Consider the following 19,144-nt stretch of genomic DNA (forward strand, 5'->3'; position numbering starts at 1 on the left):
GCCAAAGGCGCTGACCCACATTGCGTCAGCGCCTTTGCCAAACCCCTGCCTCAGCCCCGGCGGCGAGCCAGGGTCATGGCGGTATCTTCGATCATGTCTTCCTGGCCGCCGACCATGCCGCGTCGGCCCATCTCCACCAGAATTTCCCGTGCCGGTACGCCGTACTTCTTCTCGGCGCGCTTGGCGAACAGCAGGAACGAGCCATACACACCGGCATAGCCCATGGTCAGGGCGTCGCGATCGCTGCGGATCGGGAAGTCCATGATCGGCACGACCAGGTCTTCAGCCACGTCCTGGATGCCAAACACGCTGACTCCGGTTTCAATGCCCATGCGGTCACAGACCGCCACCAGGATTTCCATCGGCGTATTGCCCGCGCCGGCGCCCAGACCTGCGGCGGCCGCATCGATCCGGGTAGCCCCGGCTTCGATTGCAGCGATGGAGTTGGAGACCCCCATCGACAGGTTGTGATGGCCGTGAAAACCGATCTCGGTGTCCGGGTGCAGCGCGGCCCGCATGGCCGCTACCCGGGCCTTGATGTCATGGGGCAGCATGTAGCCTGCGGAGTCGGTGAGGTAGATGCAGTTGGCCCCGAAGCTCTCCATCAGCTTGCCTTGCTTGACCAGCCCTTCGGGGCTGTTCATGTGCGCCATCATCAGAAAGCCCACGGTGTCCATACCCAGCTTGCGGGCATAGGAAATGTGCTGTTCGGAGACGTCTGCCTCGGTGCAATGGGTGGCGACCCGGATCGTGTTGACCCCCAGTTCGTAGGCCATTTGCAGGTGATCCACGGTTCCGATACCCGGCAACAGCAAGGCTGAAACCTTGGCCTGCTTCATCATCGGGATTACCGCTGACAGGTATTGCTCGTCGGTATGCGCCGGAAAACCGTAGTTCACCGAACTGCCGCCCAGGCCATCGCCGTGGGTCACCTCGATCAAAGGCACACCGGCAGCATCCAGGCCGCAGGCGATGTCTTTCATTTGTTGCAGGGAGATCTGGTGACGCTTGGGGTGCATGCCGTCGCGCAGGCACATGTCATGCACGGTGATTTTTTTGCCGCGAAGATCCATGGATAGCTCCTTAAGCGAGGGCAGGTTGAGGGGCGGTGGCCTTGAGTTGCAGCTCGCCGTTGAGCATTTGCTCGGCAAACATCTCGGCCGTACGCGCCGCCGCAGCGGTCATGATGTCGAGGTTGCCGGCGTACTTGGGCAGGTAGTCACCGAGGCCTTCGACCTCCATGAAGATCGAGACCCGATTGCCGTCAAATACCGGGCCGTTCACCAGTTTGTAGCCCGGTACGTACTTCTGTACCTGCTGGATCATGTCGGTAATTGCCAGGGTAATCGCCGTCTTGTCCGGCGCGGTTTCGGTCAGGCAATGCACGGTGTCGCGCATGATCAGCGGTGGCTCGGCAGGGTTGACGATAATGATCGCCTTGCCTTTTTTCGCGCCGCCGACCTGCTCGATGGCACTGGCGGTGGTGCGGGTGAATTCGTCGATGTTCTTGCGCGTGCCCGGGCCGACCGATTTGGACGCCGCCGTGGCCACGATCTCGGCATACGCCACGGGCTGCACGCTGGATACTGCAGCCACCAGCGGAATCGTCGCCTGGCCGCCGCAAGTGACCATATTGACGTTCATCACGCCGCGTTTGAGATTGGCTTGCAGATTGACCGGTGGCACGCAATACGGGCCGATGGCCGCAGGTGTCAGGTCGATCATCAGCACCCCCAGCTCATTGAGCTTGCGGCTGTTTTCGGCATGCACGTAAGCGGAAGTGGCATCGAAGGCAATCTGGATATTGTCCGCCAGGACGTGGGGCAACAGGCCGTCGACGCCGTCACTGGTGGTCTTGAGACCTAACTCGCGAGCGCGGGTCAGGCCTTCGGAGGTGGCATCGATACCGACCATCCACACAGGCTCCAGCACCTCGCTGCGCAGCAGTTTGTACAGCAGGTCGGTGCCAATGTTGCCCGGCCCGATCAGGGCACACTTGATTTTATTGCTCATGGTAAGCCTCTCGAACTGGGTTTAAGACACAAAGCGCAGGCGTGCAGAACCCAGGCCGCTGAGGGTCAGGCTGACCTCGTCGCCGGGCAGCACCGGTACCAGCGGCGCCAGGGCCCCGGACAGAATGATTTCGCCTTTGCGAAACGGAATATCGAATTTGCCCAGGGTGTTGGCCAGCCAGGCCACTGCCGCGCAGGGGTGACCCTGCACCGCCGAACCGAAGCCGTTGCCGGCCGGCTGGCCGTTTTTCAGCAGGTGCAGTTCGACCTTGGCCAGGTCCAGATCACGGGGATCGATTCGCTGCTCGCCCAGGGCAAACACGCCACATGAGGCGTTGTCGGCCACGGTGTCCTGAATGCGGATTTTCCAGTCGGCGATGCGCGAATCGACAATCTCGAAACACGGCACCACCCATTGGCTGGCCGCCATCACGTCCTCGGCGGTAATGCCGGGCCCGTGCAGATCCTCGCCGAGAATAAAGGCGATTTCACCTTCGGCCCGGGGCTGCACCAGCAGATTGGCGCTGAAGCTGACATCACTGTTATCGGCGACCTGCATACGGTTGGTCAAAAAGCCGAAGTCGGGCTGATGCACATCGAGCATGTCCTGCACGGCACGGCTGGTGACCCCGATCTTCTTGCCGATCACCTGTTCACCGAGGGCTTCGCGCCGTTGCAGGAAGCGCAATGAAATCTGATAGGCCGTTTCCAGCGTCAGGTCCGGGTAACGCTGGGTCAGCGGCTGCAGGCTGCGGCGTTCGAGCAGCGCGTGAAACAGTTCATCGCCCAGGGCTTCAATCAACTTCGGGTCCATAAACACTCTCTCTAAAATCCGGAATATATGAGTCGCTGTGGGGGCTGGCTTGCCAGCGATGGATTGCGCGCGCTCTGACTGCAAAACCCAATCGTGTGCAGCGCTGGCAAGCCAGCTCCTACAGGTTCATGGGTACAGCGTCAGCCCGGCCAGACGCTGGACTCGGCACCGCCGTCCACTTCCAGAATCTTGCCGGTCACCCAGCGCGACGCCGGGGTGGCCAGGTACAGTGCGGCGGCACCAATATCTTCCACCTCGCCCAGACTTTGCAGCGGCGTGGCCTTGATCATGACGTCGCGCATGGCCACCGGCAGGACGCGGTTCAGGGCGTCGGTCAGGATCGGTCCGGGGGCAATCCCGTTGACCCGCACCAGCGGCGCGAAATCCTGGGCCAGCAGACGGGTCATGTGGCTCAGAGCGGCTTTGGCCGTGCCGTAGGCGCTGAACTGGGTTTGCGCGTAGCGCGCCGCCCCCGAGGTGATATTGATAATGTTGCCCGCGCCTGCAGCGCGCATATGGGGCACGCAGAGCTGGCACAGGTGATAAGCCGAGGACACGTTAAAGCGCATGATCTCTTCAAAACGCTCGACGCTCAGGGTCAGCGGATCGTTCGGACCGGCGCCGCCAGCGTTATTCACCAGGTGGGTGATGCTGCCCATGTGTTCACGCGCCTGGGTCACCAGGGCGCTGCGCTGCTCGCTGTCATTCACGTCACAGCTCAGGGCCAGGGCCCGACGTCCTAAAAGGCGGACCTCTTGGGCAACCGCTTCAACGTCGCCCAGGGTGCGTGCCGCCAGCACCACATCGGCGCCGGCTTCGGCGTAGGCCAGGGCAATGGCCCGGCCAATGCCGCGGCCGCCGCCGGTAATCACCGCCACACTGCCGGTCAGGTCAAATCGCGAAATAATGCTCATACATAATCCTTTATTAACGGGGAGCCCACAGGTCAGGCAGTCCCGGGTCGCTGACACTGATCAGTCGCTTGAGCAGCACCTTGAGCGCCTGGGCATCGCCGGGGCCTAGTTTGGCCGAGACGTTCTCCTCAACCGCCTTGGCCAGGGCCAGCTGTTGCAAAGAGGCTTCACGGCCGGTGGCGGTCAGGACGTAGCGCGGTTCATGGTTGCTGCCCTCCAGTGCCACCAGATTCTGTTTTTCCAGGAAACGCATGCTGGCCAGCGTGACCACGTGCCCGGTGTAGCTGACGAAGGTGTTGATCTCGTTCAGGGTCAGGTTGTCGCGAATGCACAGCACGGAGAGGATGAAAAACGCATGTTCGTCCAGTTGCTGGTTGCTCAACAGGCGATGCAGGGCGTCCAGCAGCTGGTAGTGGGCGCGGCCCAGCAAATACCCCAGCAAATCCTCGGTGTAGCTGCATTCCGGAGGTGGCGGGGTGGTTGCCAGGCGCAGCTCGCTACGGGGCTTGCGGGTTGCCAGTGCGTACTGGCCGCTCTGGAACGCCAGCGGCGCACGGTCGCTGTGATCAAAGGCGAGCACCTCACCGACAAAAATCACATGGTCGCCGCCTTCATATTGAAAGGCTGTACGGCACTGAAAGCGAGCAGTGCAATCCTGTAGCAGCGGGGCTTCGCTGATACCGCTGTCGAGTTCGATTTCGGCGAACTTGTTTTCGCCCTGCATGGCAAAGCGCCCGGACAGAGGTTCCTGTTCGGTCGACAGCACGTGCACGTTCCAGTGTTTGCCCGAGCTGAATACCGGCAGGCTGCGGGCGGACTTGGCCAGGCTCCACAGCACCAGCGGCGGATTGAGCGACACCGAGTTGAAGCTGTTGGCGGTGATCCCGATAGGTGACCCGTCTTCAGCCTGGGTGGTGATGATGGTCACCCCGGTGGTGAAGGTACCGAGTGCGGTACGGAATGCCTGGGGATCGAAACTGCTTTGCATTGCCATGACGAACCTCATGGATTGAATTTTCGTGCTTGCAGTATTCCCCTCGCAGTGGGGCCCTACATCGTCTTAATGGACTAACGAATACAGCCGATTATCGTCCGATCGGACGAGGCGTGGAGGGTCGTAATTGTCTAGCGTCGGCGCATTAAAACGATGCCAAGAGGACTGATCCATGACATGCAGCAGTACGTCCCCAGAACAGCTGTCCAGCCTGTTGGCAGCGCAAAAAACAGCCTTTATCGAGGCCGGTCCGGTCAGCGTTGAACAGCGTCAGCAACGGATCCAGCGGGTGATAGAGCTGCTGGTGCGTTATCAGCAGCCGTTGGTTGAAGCCATGGATGCGGACTTTGGTGGCCGGCCCCAGGGTTTTTCGTTGATGAATGATGTGCTGGGTTCACTGGCATCGCTCAAATATGCCCGCGACCATGTTGCGCACTGGGTGCAGGACGAGCCGCGCCAGGTATTCGCCCCCTATGACCAGTTGGGCGCCAAGGCCTGGGTGATGCATCAGCCCAAGGGCTCGATCGGGATCATGGGCACCTGGAACGCGCCGGTGTTCACCTTGCTCAGTCCGCTGGCCTGCGTGCTGGCCGCGGGTAACCGGGCCATTCTCAAACCCTCGGAAGTGGTACCGCGCACAGCCGAGGTGCTGGCCCGGGCCTTCGGTGAATTGTTCGATACGCTGGAAGTCGCGGTGGTGCTCGGTGATGCAGACCTGGCCCAGGCGTTTACTTCGCAGCCGTTTGACCATCTGGTATTTACCGGCAGCACTGCCGTGGCGCGCTCGGTGATGCGCAACGCGGCCGAAAATCTGGTGCCGCTGACCCTCGAACTCGGGGGCAAATCGCCGGTGATCATTTCCCGCAGCGCCGATCTGGCCAAGGCTGCATTCAGCATTGCCGTGGCCAAAGCCAACAACGGCGGGCAGATTTGTATCAATCCGGACGTGGTGTACGTGCCCCGAGAGCAATTGGGGGACTTTATCGGCGCCCTTGGTGCGGCTTACAACGAGCTGTTACCGACCGTGGCCGACAATCCGGATGTGGTGGCCGTGGTCAACGCCCGGCACTTGCAGCGCATAGAAAGCTACGTGCAGGACGCCCGACAGCGGGGCGCCCGGGTGGAGAGCTTCCCGCGGGAGCTGGAGGCTGATCCCCAGGCGCGGCGTCGCCCCCTGCAAGTGGTGATCGATCCGCCCCGTGACAGCCTGATAATGCAGGAAGAAATCTTTGGTCCGGCGCTGGTGGTGCTGCCCTACGATGAGATCGACCGGGCGCTGGCGGACATCAATTCACGGGATCGGCCGTTGGCCCTGTATTACTTTGGCCAGAGCGAAGAAGAGCGGCGTCATGTACTGCAGCGCACTATTTCGGGCGGCGTGACCATCAACGACGTGATGATGCACGCGGCCATGCACGACGCGCCGTTTGGTGGCATTGGTGCCTCCGGCATGGGGCATTACCACGGCCGTGAAGGCTTCCTCGAGTTCAGCCACATGCGCACCGTTTTCAAGGCTGCGGCCCATGATCCGCGCCGCGAGTGGGGCATGTTGCCGCCCTATGGCGAACACTTCCAGGCGACCATGCAGTCGATGGTCACCCCTGACTGATTCCACCCAGAAATAAATCAACCCTGCAGGAGCGTGCTTGCTCGCGATGCCGGCAACCCGGCGGTTCAGACCGGTCGGGGTGTCGCAATCGCGGGCAATCCAGTGTCGAGCGGTTGCTCCTGCCCATAACAACAAGATGTGATCCGGAGAGATATTTTGCCAATCCCTGCTGCTACCCCAGAAGACACCCAGACCCCGGCCGGCTGGCAACGCCGCCACGTACTCAAGGCCGGTGTCCTGGCCGCAGGCGCCGGTCTGCTCGGCCGCTATGCCGGTGCGGCGGGTTCGAGCGCCGTATCATCCAACGAATATCTGGCGATGGACGCCACCGACATGGCCCGGGCCGTGCAAAAGGGTGAGCTCACTCCCGAGCACCTGCTGGCTGCGGCCATGGCCCGTTGTGATGCGGTCAACCCCAAGGTCAATGCGGTCAACATGCGTCACGACGAGTACGCCCGGGCGCTGCTCCAGACCCGTCGCGCCGCAGGGGCACCCGCCACCGGCGCGCTGGCTGGCGTGCCCATCCTGATCAAGGACCTCAACACCTACCTTGAAGGTACCCGCACCACCAATGGTTGCCGTCTGTTCAAGGATGCACCGCCGGCGCCACAAACCAGCACCCTGATTGCCCGCTATCAGGCGGCTGGCGCTGTACCCTTCGGCAAAACCGCGTGCCCGGAGTTTGGTCTAACCACCACCACCGAATCCCTGCTCTGGGGGCAAACCCGCAACCCGTGGAACCTGGGCAGAAGCGCAGGGGGCTCCTCCGGTGGTGCGGCTTCGGCAGTGGCGGCCGGCATTGTGCCGGTGGCCCATGCCACTGACGGCGGCGGCTCGATCCGTATTCCGGCCTCCTATTGCGGTGTGGTTGGCCTCAAGCCCACCCGTTACCGTACCCCCAGCGGCCCGGGCAAATATGAAGGCTGGTTCGGTGCCAGCGTCGGCAACGTGGTGTCGCGCAATATCCGCGACATGGCATTGTTTCTGGATGTCGGCCAGGGTCATGAACCAGGCAGCCCGTACTGGGCAAAGCCGCTGGTACGCCCTTATATCGAAGAGCTGCGCACCGCCCCCGGGCGTTTGCGCATCGGCCTGGTACGGGATTCGCTGACCGGTTCGCCACTGGACCCTGCAGTTGCAAAGGTGCTGGACGATACGGCCAGACGCCTGAGCGCGATGGGGCACAACGTTGAAGAGTTGCGCTTGAATATCGACCCGCGCCAGTTGTTCGGTGCCCACGGATCGGTGATCGGCGACGCCTTGCTGACCCTGGTTCACGACCGCGAACAGGCGATGGGCCGGCCGGCCACTGCCGATGACTTTGAACGCATCACCCAGGTGGTGCTGGACAATGGCAAGAAAGTCACGGGCGAGGGCCTGTACCGGGCCCGGCAGTCGTTTGAAAGCATTGGTGGCTACATGGAGCAGCAGTTCGACACCTACGACGTGATCCTGTCGCCCGTCACTGCCAACGTCACCCCGGAACTGGGCCTGCTCAGCCTCAACCAGCCCTGGGAAAGCTACGCCCACAACGCCATGGGCAGCGCGGCGTTTACCGTACTGGCCAACGTCAGCGGGCAGCCGGCGATCTCGTTGCCGGTGGGCATGAGCGACAACGGCTTGCCGATCGGCATGATGTTTACCGGGCCATTGGGCGGCGAAGACGTGCTGTTGCGTCTGAGCGCACAAATCGAGCAGGACCGGCCGTGGGCGAAATTGCCCACTGTTTGATAACCCATTGCAGCGTCTGTAGTCGCTGACAAGCAGCGCGAGGCTGCGATCGGTAACCCAGGCTGGCAAGGTCCACCAGCGCTGCGCAATCGATCGCAGCCTCGCGCAGTTCTTCAACCCCTGCGGGGGTTGGTGGCGTAACGCCTAGTCCGCTTTGACGATGATCAGCAGCGCGCCAGGCCGGATTATTCGTCATACAGCGCCCGCGCATTCGCGCAGCGAGAGACTGACGGAGAACAGACGGATGGATCAGATACGAGAGAAAAGTCCGATAGAGCTTGAGCTGCTGGAACGCGCGCGCAATCTGATACCTGCGCTAAAAAGCCGTTCAGCCCAGGCGGACAAGGATTGCAAACTGCCCGACGATACCGTTCGCGACATGCAGGAGGCCGGCTTGTTTCGTGCCCTGCAGCCGAAGATGTGGGGCGGTCATGAAGTGGATCTGCGCACCTTCTTTGAAATTCAGATGATCCTGGCCGAGGGCTGCATGTCCACTGCCTGGGTCTTTGGTGTGGTCGGTGTTCACCCGTGGCAACTGGCGCGTTACCCGGTAGAAGCACAACGCGATGTCTGGGGCGAAGACAGCTCCACGCTGGTGGCTTCGACCTATATGCCTGTGGCCAAAGTGACTCCGGTCAAGGGCGGATACCGGGTCAGCGGGCGCTGGGGTTTCTCCAGTGGCAGCCAGCATGCGCAATGGTGCCTGCTGGGCGGCATCGTGCCGCAAGATGAAACCGGCCCGACCGAACACGGCACCTTCCTGATCCCGGCTTCTGACTATCGGATCGAACAGAACTGGGACGTACTGGGCCTGCGCGGCAGCGGCAGTCACGACATCATCGTTGAAGATGCCTTTGTCCCTGCACACCGGGTGCAACGCACCAACAACTACAGCATCGAAGCCACCCCGGGACGGCTGGTCAACACCAACCCGATGTACTCCATCCCGTTTGCCCAGGTATTTGCCCGCGCGGTATCCACCTCGGCGCTGGGTGCATTGCAAGGGGCGATCAACGAGTTCCGGACCAACGCCGCTGCGCATATCGGCAAGCATGGCGCCAAAACCGCCGAAGACCCGGCAGCCCAGGCGGCAGTCGCCGAGGCCACCATCACCGTTGATTCGCTCAAGCTGGTGCTGATGCGCAATTACGCACACCTCATGGCGCTGGCTGCTGCAGGCGAGTATCCGGACGTTGAAACCCGCCTGTTGTATCGCTACCAGTCATCCCATGTGACCAATGTCTGCGCCGACCGGGTCAGCGACCTGCTGCGTTGCATGGCAGCCTCGGGTTTGTACAACACCAACCCGGTGGCCCGTTATTTCCGCGACCTGCATCAGGCGCGCGGGCATATCGCCAACAACGAGGCGGCCTATCGCCGCAGCTATGGCGTGGTGCAATTGGGTTTACCCAACTCGGACCCTTTTGTTTGATCGAGTAATGACTTTCTGACCTCAGCGGATGGCATAACAATAATGACGGCTCAAGTTCAGTCTCAGTCCAGCTATGACGTAATCGTGGTCGGCTCCGGTGCGGGGGCGATGACCTCGGCCCTGTTTGCTGCCGATCAGGGCCTTTCAGTTCTGATTGTCGAGAAGAGCGACAAATACGGCGGTACTTCGGCAATTTCCGGCGGCGGTATCTGGATTCCGAACAACCATTACTTCGCTGCCATCGGCGGGCGGGACAGCGCTGAGCTGTCAATGCAATACCTCAAGGCCGCTACCGGCGAACACGGCGATCCGGTGCGCCTGCAGGCGTATCTGGATAACGCTGCGCCGATGATCAAAAAGCTCACCGCCAATAGCCGGGTGCGCTATGCCGTGGCCGACAAATATCCGGATTATTACCCGCAACTGCCCGGCGCCTTGCCGGGCGGGCGGACCCTTGACCCCGAGCTGTTCGACACCAGTTTGCTCGAAGAAGAACTGCCCAACCTGCGCAAGCCTTCGCCCTCGACCCTGCTGATGGGGCGTATTGCCTGGACTGCCCGCGATGCGCACAAGGCCATGGCCCGCAGCTTCGGTTGGCAATGGCTGATCTTCAGGCTGATGGCCCGCTACAAGATGGACTTCAAGTGGCGGCGCAAGAGCAAGTACGACCGTCGTGCGGCACTGGGCAGTTCCCTGGTGGCGTCCCTGCGTCGCTCGCTGATGGATCGCAATGTGCCGTTGTGGCTCAACACCGATTTCCAGGACGTGCTGCTGGACGGTGATCGCGTTTGCGGGATCAAGGTCGCCACGGGGGGCAAGATTCTCGAACTCAAGGCCCGGCGCGGGGTGATCTTTGGCTCGGGCGGTTTCGAGCAGAATCAGACCCTGCGGGAAAAATTCCTGCCGCAACCCACCAAGGCCGGCTGGAGTGCCACGCCACCGGGCAACAACACCGGTGCCGCACTGGAAGCGGGGCTCAATATCGGCGCGGCCACGGCGTTGATGGACTGGGCGTGGTGGGCGCCGACCATTGCCGTACCCGGTGAAGAAAAACCCCGCGGCGTGTTTGCCGAGCGTGCGTTTCCGGGGGCCATTGTGGTCAACAGCCTGGGCCATCGCTTTGTGAACGAAGCTGCGCCGTATCTTGAATTCGTTGATGCCATGTACAAGGACAACCAGAAAACCGGCGGCCGCACGGTGCCGTCATGGGTGATCTTTGATGGCCATTTCCGTTTCCATTACGCCATGGGCCCGCTGATGCCGGCCCAGGTGATGCCAGACAGCCGTCTGCGCAAAGAATGGCTCAATACCCTGTACTGGAAGGCCGACAGCCTTGAGCAACTGGCCTTGCAGATTGGCGTTGATGGTGCCGGCTTGACCAGCACCGTAAACAAGGTCAATGAATACGCAAAAACCGGTGTCGACCTTGACTTCGAGCGCGGCGCCAATGTGTTTGACCGTTACTACGGTGACAGCAATATCAAGCCCAATCCGTGCCTGGCGCCGCTGCGCAAAGGTCCGTATTACGCCATGCGCCTGGATGCCGGAGACATTGGCACCAAGGGCGGATTGCTGACCAACCGCTACGCCCAGGTGGTACGTGAGGACGGCCAGCCCATCAGCGGCCTGTATGCCATTGGCAACTGCTCCGCTTCGGTCATGGGTACCAGCTACCCCGGTGCCGGCGGCACCCTTGGCCCGGCCATGACCTTTGGCTATATCGCCGCCAACCATATTGCCAGCAGCAACGTACCGGTGGCGGCGGGCGCCATCGCCGAGGCGCTGTCATGAGCCGGCCCCGTTCCGGCAGCAATACCAAAATCCTGACCCCGTTACAGGCCGACCGCCTGGATGGCCGGGGCTGGGACTACAGCTGCGATGTCCTGGTTATCGGTTGGGGCGCCGCCGGTGCCTGTGCTGCGCTGGAAGCGCGCAGCCAGGGGGCTGAAGTGATTGTTGCCGACCGTTTTACCGGCGGCGGTGCCAGCGCCAAAAGTGGCGGGGTGGTGTATGCCGGTGGCGGTACCCGCCAACAGCAGGACGCCGGGTTCAGCGATACCCCGCAAGCGATGTTTGACTACCTCAAGCACGAAACCCGGGGCGTGATCAGCGACGACACCCTGCGCAAGTTTTGCGATGACAGTGCCGACAACCTGCGCTGGCTCGAAAGCCATGGCGCACGCTATGCCCACAGCCTGCCACCGGGTGGCAAAACCTCATATCCGGCCGATGGCTATTTTCTGTATTACTCCGGCAACGAACTGGTGCCGTCCCATAGTGGCGAGCACCCCGCGGCACCCCGCGGGCATCGCACCGTTGGCAAGGGGCAATGCGGTGCCGTGCTCTATGGCCATTTGCAAGCCGCCTGCCTGCGCGCCGGGGTACAACCCTTGTTGCAATCGGCGGCGCGCCGCCTGGTGGTGGATGACAACGGGCGCGTGCTGGGTGCCGAGCTTTGGCGTTTGCCCGAGGGCACCCGCGAAGCCCGTGTACATGCGCGTCTGGCAGCCCGTGCCGAGCGCTGGCAAAACTTTGCCCCCGGTTATTGCGATCGCCTGCGGCAAAAGATCAGCCGCCTTGAACGTGACCATGGGCAACCTGTGCTGGTCCGGGCCCGGCGCGGAGTGATTCTGAGCACCGGCGGTTTTATCTTCAATCGCGATTTGATCCGTGAACATGCCCCCAAATTCCGCCGTAATTTCAAGGTCGGTGCCACCGGTTGCGATGGTAGCGGCCTGCGCCTCGGACAGTCAGTGGGGGGCAAAAGCGAACGCCTGAGCCGGGTATCGGCCTGGCGCTTTATCAACCCGCCGTTTTGCTGGCCCAAGGGGATTGTGGTCAACGCCCAGGGGCAGCGTTTCTGCAATGAGGAAGTTTATGGCGCCACCCTGGGCCAGCCGTTGTGCGAAGAGCAGGGCGGTCAGGCATGGCTGGTGCTGGATGCGCGCTTGCGCAAGCAGGCGATCCGCCAGGCCCTGTTCGGTGGTTACTGGTGGTTTCAGAGCCTGCCGGCACTGGCCCTGATGCTGCTGCGGGTGCGCAAGGGCGATAACCCTGACCGGCTGGCCCAGGTCTGCGGCATGCAGTCCGGTGAATTGAGCAGCTCGCTGCGGGGGTATAACGCCGCTGCCCGGGGCGAAGTGGCGGACCCCTTCGGCAAGTCTGAAGGCAGTCGCCAGGTGCTGGATAAAGGCCCCTTCTACGCCTGCAATATCAGCGTCGACAACCCGGTATTTCCGCTGGGGGCATTGACCCTGGGCGGGCTTAAAGTCGATGAAAACACGGGCGCGGTGCTGGATGACAACAGCCAGCCGATTGCCGGGTTGTACAGCGCCGGGCGTACCGCAATAGGCGTGGCCTCACACCTGTATATCAGTGGCCTGTCCCTTGCCGACTGCGTGTTTTCGGGACGCCGGGCAGGGCGGGCCAGCACCGCTGGCAGTGATCTCGAACGCGATGAACCGGTGGCGGGCCAGCGGGCGTCCACCGGCACTTCTATCCAACAAGGACTGCAGCATGAGCACACGAGTTGAAGGCAAGGTTGCCCTGATCACTGGCGGCGCCAGTGGCGTGGGCAGGGCCAGCGCGCTGCTCCTGGCCCGCGAAGGCGCGCGCGTGGTGATCAGTGATATCGATGTGGCGTCAGGCCTGGCCCTGGCTGAAGAAATCGGCCCCCAGGCGCTGTTCATCGAGCACGATGCGGCCTGTGAAGCGCAGTGGACGCGGGTCATCGAAACCATTGGCCAGCGCCATGGCCAGCTGGACATCCTGTTCAACAATGCCGGAATCCTGCTCAAGGGCGATATTGAAAACACCAGCCTGAGCGACTGGCAGCGGGTGCAGCGGATCAACTCCGACAGCGTATTTCTGGGGTGTCGCGCCGCCATTGGCCTGATGAAACAGGGGGCCGGCGGTTCGATCATCAATATGTCCTCCATCGCCGGTGTGGCCGGGCGTGATGACTACGCCGCCTATAGCGCCTCCAAAGGTGCCGTAGCAGCGCTGTCGCGCACCGTGGCGGTGATGTGCCGGCGTCGCAAATATCGCATCCGCTGCAACTCCCTGCACCCGGACGGCATTCTCACCCCCATGACCACGGCCACCCTGCCGGCGGGCCTGGACCCCTGGAGCCTGACCATCGATGCCGACCCCATGGGACGCATGTGCCTGCCTGAAGATGTCGCTGCCAGTGTGCTGTTTCTTGCCAGCGACGAGTCACGTGCAATCAACGGTATCGAACTGCGGATCGACAGTGGCCAGTTTGTAATGAGTATTTGATATGAATTCACCTGCCTATATTTCTCTGCGCGTGGCACAAATCGTCACTGAAACCGCGGACTCCAGATCGCTGGTGTTTGAGGTGCCCCAGGACTTGCGCGAGCTGTTTGCCTATAAGAGCGGCCAGTTTCTGACCCTGCGGGTGCCGTTTGAAGGCGGCTGGTTGCCGCGCTGCTATTCGTTGTCGAGCACGCCGCTGGTGGATGAACCGCTGCGGGTCACGATCAAGCAGGTGCGTGACGGTCGCGCTTCCAACTGGTTATGCCAGCAGTTGCGCGAAGGCGACCAACTGCAGGTGCTGGTTCCGGCCGGGGTCTTTGTGCCGCGCCATTTTGATGATGATTTCCTGTTGTTTGGCGGCGGTAGCGGGGTAACCCCGGTGCTGTCGATTTTGCGTTCGGCGTTGATCGCCGGCAGCGGTCGGGTCCTGCTGATCTATGCCAACCGCGACGAGGCCTCGGTGATTTTTGCCGACGAACTCAAGGCCCTGGCCAGCGCCTACCCGCAGCGCCTGCAGGTGATCCACTGGCTGGACTCGGTACAAGGGATTCCTTCGGTTGCGCAACTGGCGCAAATGGCCAGGCCGTTTGTACATGCCCAGGCCTTTATCTGTGGTCCGGGGCCGTTCATGGATGCCGCCGTCAGTGCTTTGCATGACATCGGTATGGAACATGGGCGCATCCACGTCGAACGTTTTGTTTCGTTGCCGCAAGAGGGCAGCATCGCAGCCCCGGCCCCGGTCAACACTGATGTAATCGGCAGCCAGCTCTCGGTGCGCCTGGATGGCGAGGAGTTCGAAGTGCCCTGCGCCGAAGGCGAAACGGTGCTCAATGCCATGCTGCGCGCCGGGTTGAAACCCCCCAGTTCCTGTCTGGTGGGGTCCTGCGCCACCTGCATGTGCACCGTGGAGCGGGGCAGTGTCGAGATGCTGCGCAACGATGCCCTCGACCAACAGGAACTCAATGACGGCTGGGTCCTGGCATGCCAGTCCGTGCCCAACAGCGAACACCTGCGGGTGTGCTTCCCCGAATAATCAGCCGGACGAGTGATCGATGACTTTCAGCCCTACGACTATTCCCGAGTTACTGCTTGGCGCCGCGCAGCAACACGCAGGACGTACCGCCATTGAAGAAAACGGCGTGTGCACCGACTACCGCGATTTGCCGCGCCTGGCCCTGGCCGTGACCCGCAGCCTGATGGCCCGGGGCATCGGCAAGGGTGACCGGGTGGCCATCTGGGCCCCCAATGGCCGGGACTGGATCATTGCGGCACTGGGCATTCATTGCGCAGGGGCGGTAATGGTGCCGGTCAACACCCGGATGAAAGGCAACGAGGCAGCGGATATTCTGCAGCGCAGTTCCAGCCGGCTGTTATTCGTCCAGCCGAAGTTTTTAGGCACCGACTACCTGGCCTTGCTCGCCCCGCATCGCCCGGACAGCCTTGAGGGGCTGGTGCTGCTGGGAGATGCCCCGGCCTGGAATGAATTTCTGGCATCGGGGGCCGGCGTCAGCGAAACCGACGCCAGGCAGCGGGCCGCCGGGGTCAGTGCCGATGATTTGAGCGACCTGCTGTTTACCTCGGGCACCACCGGTAAACCCAAAGGGGTAATGAGTGCCCACGGGCAGAACATCCGGGCATTCAGCGAATACGTGAAGGTGATTGGTTTGCGGGCCGGTGACCGTTATTTGGTGATCAATCCGTTTTTCCATGCTTTCGGCTACAAGGCGGGCTGGTTGACGTGCCTGCTGGCCGGGGCAACCATTTTGCCGCACCCGGTGTTTGACGCCGAAGCCGTCTTCCAGCGCATTGCGGCCGAGAATATCAACGTACTGCCGGGGCCGCCGACCCTGTATCTGTCGATGCTGGCGCACCCCAAACTGGCGCAAACCGACCTCTCGAGCTTGCGTATTGCCGTCACAGGGGCGGCGACCATTGCCCCGAGCCTGATCGAACGGATGCGTCGCGAACTGGGCTTTGCGGTGGTCACCACGGCCTACGGCCTCACCGAGTGCGGCGGCCTGGCCACCATTTGCAACCCGGATGACCCGGCGCAGACCATTGCCAGCACCAGCGGGCGGGCCATTGCCGGCACCGAAGTGAGCATCCGTGATCCGCAAAACCGGGCCCTGGCAGCGGGGGATACCGGAGAAATCTGCCTGCGAGGTTTTCACGTGATGCAGGGTTACTTTGAAGATCCCCGGGCCACAGCCGAAACCATCGACAGTGAAGGCTGGTTGCACACCGGCGACATTGGCCAGCTGGATACTGCGGGCAACTTGCGCATCACCGATCGCCTCAAGGACATGTTTATCGTCGGGGGTTTCAACTGCTACCCGGCGGAAATTGAAGCAGGCCTGATCGAACACCCGGCCATCGCCCAGGTGGCGGTGATTGGCGTGCCGGACGAGCGCATGGGCGAAGTGGGCTGTGCCTGTGTGGTGCTGCGCCATGAACAGCGGCTGGACGAAGCGGGTTTGATTCTGTGGGCCCGGGAACACATGGCCAACTACAAAGTGCCGCGCATGGTGAGGTTCTACGAGGCGTTGCCGGTCAATGCATCGAACAAGGTGGCGAAAAATGAGCTGCGGTCCCTGATTGAGCAGGAACCGTCGGATTCATTGCTGGTTACTTGAACCACTGCTATATCGACCGCAGGAGCGAGCGTGTCTGGCGATGGTCTCGAAAGCGCCGTGTTTAGCCTGTAAACAGGTAATTTCGTGAACACTCACCACGAGACAAGCGGGCTCCTGCTCAGGCAGTTTCGTTTGTAGTTGCGCCACCTACAGTTATTGCTCGTTGTTGGCCTCAACCCGGCGACTCTATTTTGCTACCCCTTTGCAACGAGCCAAGGAGTAGCAAACATGTTTGACCCCTCTGGAAATACTTCTCCCACCCCCGACATCAAATCCGCCGCCAGCCTGCTCAGCAGTGGCGATGTGTATTCCGGGGCCTACAACTTTATGAGCAGCATCAGCGCCGGGGTCGATCCGCGCACCGGTGCGTTCTCTGCCTCGATAACCCTGCCCACCGGCGCCGCCAACGATTTGCGCGGCCCTATCAGCCAGTTGCGCCTGAGCCATAGCCCGCTGATGGCCGAAGATCAGGGCTTCGGTTTGGGCTGGATGCTTGGTACCACCTCGTGGGACGGCGCCAGCCAGCAGTTGCAACTCAATACCGGCGAGCGCTTTCGCGGTGAAATTGTCGGCCAGAGCATGCGTTTCCCGGATGTGCGTTTGCCGGTAATCGCAGTGACCGTTCAGCGTCAGGAAATGTGGGTCAGGCATAACGATGGCACTTGTGAACGACTCGCGCCGTTGCCAGGGCATGCCAGCCTGTGGGTGGTCAGCACCCTGGTGGGCGCCGACGGTAGCGCCTTCTGAATTTTGACTGGCGTTCGGTTGGCAATGGGGCGTACCTGCAAAAAGTCAGCGATGCCCAAGGCCGCACGGTGCTGGCTCTGGCCTACGAGGGCGTGACAACCAGTCTGACCTTACAGCCGGATACCCCCGCACAGGTGGTGATGTCTTTTCACCGGGTCTCCGGGCAGTTGCGCCGGGTGACGGTGGACGGCCTGCCCGACAGTGGCTGGCAGTTTGAATACACCCGCAGTGATTCAGGTCTGTTGCTGCTGAGCAAATGCACCCAGCCCACCGGCAGCACCGAGGAAGTGACCTACAGCGAGGCCAACGGCCTCAACCTGCCTGCAGGGGCGCCGTTTGCGCGGATGCCGGTGGTCAGTCAGACCCGCAAGGATCCGGGGGCCGGCCAGCCGGTGCAGCTGGTTCGCTATGACTACGGCCTGTACGGCAGCAACAACTATTTTGGCTGGCCGGCAGTGCGCCAGTGGCGCAACCGCGAAGACAATCTCTATCACCTGACCGGGGGCGGGGATTTCCTTTATGGCTCCACCGAAACCCTGATGGATGCCCGGGGCACGGCCCTGCAAACCATCAGCCGCACCTTTAACCGCTTCCACCTGCTGACCCGCGAACGCACGCAACAGGGCCAGACCCTGCAGGAAACCGAGACCACCTATTACGACGAGCCCTGGCTGCCCATTGCCCGGCAACTGCCGTATTTCCAGTTCCCGCACAAGGTCATTACCCGCAAGGCGCAGCTGGATGGCCAACGGGTGCTCCAGTTCCCGCACAAGGTCATTACCCGCAAGGCGCAGCTGGATGGCCAACGGGTGCTGCGAGAACTTGTTACCGAAGAAGAAACCCGCTACGACGACCTCGGCAACCCGGTGTGGCACCGCAATGCCCTGGGCGGGATTGAAGAGTCGGAGTACTACCCGGTAACCGGTGAGAGCGACAACTGCCCGGCCGACCCACTGGGCCGCATCACCCGTCTGAAAAGTCGTACGGTCAGCCCGCCACCCGGCACCGAAGGGCCGGTCAAGCAGACCCGCTACCGTTATCAGGCGCTACCAGTGCGTCAGGATGCTCCGGGGTTTGCATTGCCGACTTTTGTCCAGAGCAGTGAAGAGCGGTTGCTGCTGGTTGAAGGCGAGATACGCCCTGAATTGGGCCGTTCCAGCCAGACCTTTATCAATGCTCCGGCCTCGCCCCATCACGCTCGCATGCTCAGCGAAACCAGAACCGTAGAGGGTAAAAGCACTACCCGGGCCTACAGCTATACCCTGAGTCTGGCCCGCAACGCTCGATCAAAGGAGCGGGCGGTACTGCAGGAAAACGTCACGATCACCAGCCACGACGGACATAAATCCAGCTCCCAATCCTCACAGGATCTGTACTCGGGGCTAATGGTCACCGAACAGACCGACGAGCAGCTGCGCATGGCCTTTGCCCACGATGCCCTGGGGCGTGTGACTCAGGAAGTCGCGGCCCCGGATTCAGCCTTCGAGGCCAAGGTCAACTGGGCCTATTCGTTGTCGGCCAGCGAGCGCTGCCAGACCCGAATCGGCGCTTCCGGGCGTAAGGAAACTGTCTGGCTCGATGGCATGGCCCGGGAAATCCGCCGTGAAAAACAAACCGACAGCGGTGAGACCTATACCGCCTGGACCGCCGAATATGACGTGCTGGGCCGGGTGTTCCGTGAAACGACTTACGATCCCGGTAACGAAGACGTCCCGGCCCTGAGCCTGACCACTGAACGCACCTTTGATGACTGGGGCAATGTGCTGACCGAAACCGGCGCGGACGGTGTCACCCAACACACCCTGGCCGACCCGGTAGCCCTGACCGGCAGCAGCTGGCAGACCGACGCCAATGGCGTGGCCGGGGCCAGAACCGTGACCACCCATACCCTGGATGGCAAGCCGCTGACCGAGCAATTATTTTGCGCTACCTTCAGCACAACTGAGCTGGAGCTATGACGGCCTTGGCCGTTGCGTCAGC

General features: G+C 61.9%; 15 protein-coding genes. 10 read left to right on the forward strand and 5 right to left on the reverse strand.

The features are described from left to right. Positions 1 to 50: 50 nt before the first annotated feature. The 5 genes from dmpG to B195_RS10660 form a co-directional block, all read right to left on the reverse strand. The gene (dmpG, locus tag B195_RS10640; RefSeq protein ID WP_003447759.1) at positions 51 to 1,073 is read right to left on the reverse strand and encodes a 4-hydroxy-2-oxovalerate aldolase; all 1,023 of its coding nucleotides are present in this window, start codon (positions 1,071 to 1,073) and stop codon (positions 51 to 53) included. 10 nt (positions 1,074 to 1,083) lie between these two features. Then, positions 1,084 to 2,013 (reverse strand): acetaldehyde dehydrogenase (acetylating), encoded by a 930-nt coding sequence (locus tag B195_RS10645; RefSeq protein ID WP_003447757.1) that lies wholly within the window; start codon positions 2,011 to 2,013, stop codon positions 1,084 to 1,086. 21 nt (positions 2,014 to 2,034) lie between these two features. Next, the gene (locus B195_RS10650; protein WP_003447755.1) at positions 2,035 to 2,826 is read right to left on the reverse strand and encodes a fumarylacetoacetate hydrolase family protein; all 792 of its coding nucleotides are present in this window, start codon (positions 2,824 to 2,826) and stop codon (positions 2,035 to 2,037) included. A gap of 140 nt (positions 2,827 to 2,966) precedes the next feature. Further along, positions 2,967 to 3,740 (reverse strand): glucose 1-dehydrogenase, encoded by a 774-nt coding sequence (locus B195_RS10655; RefSeq protein ID WP_003447753.1) that lies wholly within the window; start codon positions 3,738 to 3,740, stop codon positions 2,967 to 2,969. Positions 3,741 to 3,753: 13 nt separating this feature from the next. After that, entirely contained in the window at positions 3,754 to 4,734 is a 981-nt protein-coding gene (locus B195_RS10660) for a flavin reductase family protein (protein ID WP_003447751.1), read from the reverse strand. 172 nt (positions 4,735 to 4,906) lie between these two features. Between B195_RS10660 and B195_RS10665 the strand changes: the two genes are divergently transcribed. The 10 genes from B195_RS10665 to B195_RS10710 all read left to right on the forward strand — a co-directional run bounded on the left by B195_RS10665 (position 4,907) and on the right by B195_RS10710 (position 19,122). Beyond that, positions 4,907 to 6,343, forward strand: a complete 1,437-nt coding sequence (locus tag B195_RS10665; protein ID WP_003447750.1) for a coniferyl aldehyde dehydrogenase — start codon at positions 4,907 to 4,909, stop codon at positions 6,341 to 6,343. 156 nt (positions 6,344 to 6,499) lie between these two features. Further along, positions 6,500 to 8,074: an amidase gene (locus B195_RS10670; protein ID WP_003447748.1), complete on the forward strand. Its 1,575-nt coding sequence runs from the start codon at positions 6,500 to 6,502 to the stop codon at positions 8,072 to 8,074. 244 nt (positions 8,075 to 8,318) lie between these two features. Further along, positions 8,319 to 9,506, forward strand: coding sequence for an acyl-CoA dehydrogenase family protein (locus B195_RS10675; RefSeq protein WP_003447746.1), 1,188 nt, complete (start codon positions 8,319 to 8,321; stop codon positions 9,504 to 9,506). A gap of 42 nt (positions 9,507 to 9,548) precedes the next feature. Then, on the forward strand, positions 9,549 to 11,297 hold the full coding sequence (locus tag B195_RS10680) for an FAD-binding protein (RefSeq protein ID WP_003447744.1): 1,749 nt from the start codon (positions 9,549 to 9,551) through the stop codon (positions 11,295 to 11,297). Continuing rightward, the gene (locus tag B195_RS10685; RefSeq protein ID WP_003447742.1) at positions 11,294 to 13,039 is read left to right on the forward strand and encodes an FAD-binding protein; all 1,746 of its coding nucleotides are present in this window, start codon (positions 11,294 to 11,296) and stop codon (positions 13,037 to 13,039) included. The genes B195_RS10680 and B195_RS10685 overlap by 4 nt, the downstream gene beginning before the upstream one ends. After that, positions 13,023 to 13,784 carry an SDR family oxidoreductase gene (locus B195_RS10690; RefSeq protein ID WP_003447740.1) on the forward strand — a complete coding sequence of 254 codons (762 nt, stop codon included), beginning with the start codon at positions 13,023 to 13,025 and terminating at the stop codon, positions 13,782 to 13,784. The genes B195_RS10685 and B195_RS10690 overlap by 17 nt, the downstream gene beginning before the upstream one ends. A gap of 1 nt (position 13,785) precedes the next feature. Continuing rightward, the gene (locus B195_RS10695; RefSeq protein ID WP_003447738.1) at positions 13,786 to 14,817 is read left to right on the forward strand and encodes a ferredoxin--NADP reductase; all 1,032 of its coding nucleotides are present in this window, start codon (positions 13,786 to 13,788) and stop codon (positions 14,815 to 14,817) included. 19 nt (positions 14,818 to 14,836) lie between these two features. After that, the gene (locus tag B195_RS10700) at positions 14,837 to 16,417 is read left to right on the forward strand and encodes a FadD3 family acyl-CoA ligase (protein ID WP_003447736.1); all 1,581 of its coding nucleotides are present in this window, start codon (positions 14,837 to 14,839) and stop codon (positions 16,415 to 16,417) included. A gap of 228 nt (positions 16,418 to 16,645) precedes the next feature. Beyond that, positions 16,646 to 17,164 carry a hypothetical protein gene (locus B195_RS10705; protein ID WP_100917160.1) on the forward strand — a complete coding sequence of 173 codons (519 nt, stop codon included), beginning with the start codon at positions 16,646 to 16,648 and terminating at the stop codon, positions 17,162 to 17,164. Positions 17,165 to 17,232: 68 nt separating this feature from the next. Further along, positions 17,233 to 19,122, forward strand: a complete 1,890-nt coding sequence (locus B195_RS10710) for a hypothetical protein (protein ID WP_100917161.1) — start codon at positions 17,233 to 17,235, stop codon at positions 19,120 to 19,122. Positions 19,123 to 19,144: the final 22 nt, after the last annotated feature.

Source organism: Pseudomonas sp. Lz4W (assembly GCF_000346225.2).
Classification (GTDB): Bacteria; Pseudomonadota; Gammaproteobacteria; order Pseudomonadales; family Pseudomonadaceae; genus Aquipseudomonas; species Aquipseudomonas paraversuta.

Coding starts and splice junctions, on each gene's coding strand:
- dmpG (WP_003447759.1), bottom strand. CDS start 1,073: ATGGATCTTCGCGGCAAAAAAATCACCGTGCATGACATGTGCCTGCGC.
- B195_RS10645 (WP_003447757.1), bottom strand. CDS start 2,013: ATGAGCAATAAAATCAAGTGTGCCCTGATCGGGCCGGGCAACATTGGC.
- B195_RS10650 (WP_003447755.1), bottom strand. CDS start 2,826: ATGGACCCGAAGTTGATTGAAGCCCTGGGCGATGAACTGTTTCACGCG.
- B195_RS10655 (WP_003447753.1), bottom strand. CDS start 3,740: ATGAGCATTATTTCGCGATTTGACCTGACCGGCAGTGTGGCGGTGATT.
- B195_RS10660 (WP_003447751.1), bottom strand. CDS start 4,734: ATGGCAATGCAAAGCAGTTTCGATCCCCAGGCATTCCGTACCGCACTC.
- B195_RS10665 (WP_003447750.1), top strand. CDS start 4,907: ATGACATGCAGCAGTACGTCCCCAGAACAGCTGTCCAGCCTGTTGGCA.
- B195_RS10675 (WP_003447746.1), top strand. CDS start 8,319: ATGGATCAGATACGAGAGAAAAGTCCGATAGAGCTTGAGCTGCTGGAA.
- B195_RS10680 (WP_003447744.1), top strand. CDS start 9,549: ATGACGGCTCAAGTTCAGTCTCAGTCCAGCTATGACGTAATCGTGGTC.
- B195_RS10685 (WP_003447742.1), top strand. CDS start 11,294: ATGAGCCGGCCCCGTTCCGGCAGCAATACCAAAATCCTGACCCCGTTA.
- B195_RS10690 (WP_003447740.1), top strand. CDS start 13,023: ATGAGCACACGAGTTGAAGGCAAGGTTGCCCTGATCACTGGCGGCGCC.
- B195_RS10695 (WP_003447738.1), top strand. CDS start 13,786: ATGAATTCACCTGCCTATATTTCTCTGCGCGTGGCACAAATCGTCACT.
- B195_RS10700 (WP_003447736.1), top strand. CDS start 14,837: ATGACTTTCAGCCCTACGACTATTCCCGAGTTACTGCTTGGCGCCGCG.
- B195_RS10705 (WP_100917160.1), top strand. CDS start 16,646: ATGTTTGACCCCTCTGGAAATACTTCTCCCACCCCCGACATCAAATCC.